A 2,239-nucleotide genomic window follows, 5' to 3' on the forward strand; every position below is an offset into this window, starting at 1 on the left:
TATTGCAAGTAAATTTAACGAAGAAATTAGGAAAAATAGCTGCTAGAGAAACATTTGTTAAGCCGAGCTCAGGTTAATTACAACTTGCAGGGGCTAGTATTACCCCGTATGCTACGCGGCTTTTTTAACGCGTTACTTCGCAATATTTATTTGGCAGGTATTGCAACGCTAACACACTAATCAATATAACTCGTTAAGGAGCAGTAATGATAGGTTTTGATTACGGCACTTCAAATTGTAGCGTCGCCCAAATGGTCAATGGCAAACCACATATTATTGAGTTAGCGGCGAATAACCGTTATATCGCATCTAACCTCTATGCGCCTGGTCGCGACATGATTGTTAATTGGCTTTATCAGCAACTATCTACTGAGCAACAGCTTAGCTACAAGCAAGCTCGTGCGCCACAGTTACAAAAAGGGCAAGCGGTATTACGCGAGTTAAGCTTTGACGGCATTGACAGTAACTTACTGTTTGGCAAAGCCGCTCTTGATAAATACCTTGAAGACCCTGAAGAAGGCTATTACATCAAATCACCTAAATCATTTTTAGGTGCCAGTGGCTTAGCACCAATACAAATTCAATTATTTGAAGATATTGTTGCAGCGATGATGAGTAACGTAAAAACCTTAACTGAAACCAAACTTCAACGAGAAGTAACCAAAACGGTAATTGGTCGCCCTATTAATTTTCAAGGCCTACACGGCGACGAAAGTAACCGCCAAGCCATAGAAGTATTAACCAATGCAGCGAAGCGTGTTGGCTTTAAAGAGGTAGAGTTTCAGTTTGAACCTGTTGCCGCAGGTTTCGAGTTTGAAGCCAGCTTAACCAAAGAAACTCGTGTGCTTGTGGTTGATATTGGTGGTGGTACTAGTGATTGCTCAATGTTATTAATGGGGCCTGAGTTAAGTCAATGTCAGTCACGTGTTGAGCACTTACTCGCCCATAGTGGTGTACGTGTTGCGGGTAACGACTTTGATATTCAATTAGCATTACGTGGCATTATGCCAAGTTTGGGCATGAACGGATCGCTAAAAACCGGAAAACCTTTACCAACTAACAGCTTTAGGCAAGCGATTGCTATTAATAATATTAATGAACAAACTGAGTTTTATAGCGCCAAAAATCGTCGTGATTTAGTGCAGTTAAGTAGAGATGCTCAACAAAGTGACATGGTTAGCCGTTTATTAACCGTGCATGATCAAAAATTAAGTTACCAATTAGTCAATGGTGCAGAACAAGCCAAAATAGCGCTATCTGACTCAGCCAACCAACAAATTGATTTAAGTGACATAAGCCCTGATCTTGCAGTTGAAGTTAATAGAGAACTACTCAAACAAGCCAATAGCCATACACTTAATAGTATTGGTGAATTAATGAAAGATGCGGTTGAGAAAGCACAATGCCAACCCGATGTGATTTTTGTTACTGGCGGTACGGCTAAATCACCTGTATTGAATGATTTTTTACAGCAACAAATGCCTAATATTCCAGTAGTTATTGGCGACCACTTTGGTAGCGTAACCGCGGGTTTAGCTAGATGGGCTGAACAAATTTATCGCTAACAATAAATAAAAAGTCGATTAAAACAGATTTCTGTTTTAATCGACTTTTACTGTAGTGCATTACTTTAGTGCACTGTTTTAGCAGCGGTAATTTAAGCAGGATTAAACAGGCTTTACCAACATCGTATTACCGGTAATAGCTACTATTTCACATTGGCTATTTTCGCCAATACTTTCAACTTCACAATTATCAGCCAAACGTGCTTGCCAATTAATACCTGAGTACCGAATACTACCAGCGGTTAAGGTAATATCAGCACTTGCCGGTACTTTCAAGCCAATCATATCACTTGAATTATCGGTTTTCTGCTTAGTATTTTGTAGCCTCTTCAATGGCTTCCAAAGTAAAACAGCAATAAGCGCAGATAAAATACCGACACTTAATATTTCACTTGGCCAACCACTAATAAAACCAACATTCACTAATATTCCCGTTGTTAAGCTGGCAATAGCAAAAAAGAGTAATGGCCCGCTTAACCCCATAATACTGAGTTCAACCAGAAAACTAACTCCAGCGATGACGTACCATAAATGATGGTGGTTCTCTAAAAAATGTTGCATGAAAAGCTCCTAAACTGTTTGACCTTAGCTTTAACTGGTTTACTTAAATAACCTGAACTCGGTTTAAGAAGCATTTAACAAATTGAAATATAAGCAAAAATTATTCTTCAGAA

At 39.1% G+C, this 2,239-nt stretch carries 2 protein-coding genes; one reads left to right on the plus strand and one right to left on the minus strand.

The window, feature by feature from the left end; genetic code table 11:
• Positions 1–206: 206 nt before the first annotated feature.
• The gene (gene yegD, locus KO495_RS10470; protein WP_215980359.1) at positions 207–1,565 is read left to right on the plus strand and encodes a molecular chaperone; all 1,359 of its coding nucleotides are present in this window, start codon (positions 207–209) and stop codon (positions 1,563–1,565) included.
• 102 nt (positions 1,566–1,667) lie between these two features.
• Here yegD and KO495_RS10475 read toward each other — a convergent pair whose 3' ends face one another.
• Positions 1,668–2,126, minus strand: coding sequence for an NfeD family protein (locus KO495_RS10475; protein ID WP_215980360.1), 459 nt, complete (start codon positions 2,124–2,126; stop codon positions 1,668–1,670).
• Between the last annotated feature and the right edge of the window lie 113 nt (positions 2,127–2,239).

The organism is Colwellia sp. D2M02 (assembly GCF_018860755.1).
GTDB lineage: Bacteria > Pseudomonadota > Gammaproteobacteria > Enterobacterales > Alteromonadaceae > Colwellia > Colwellia asteriadis.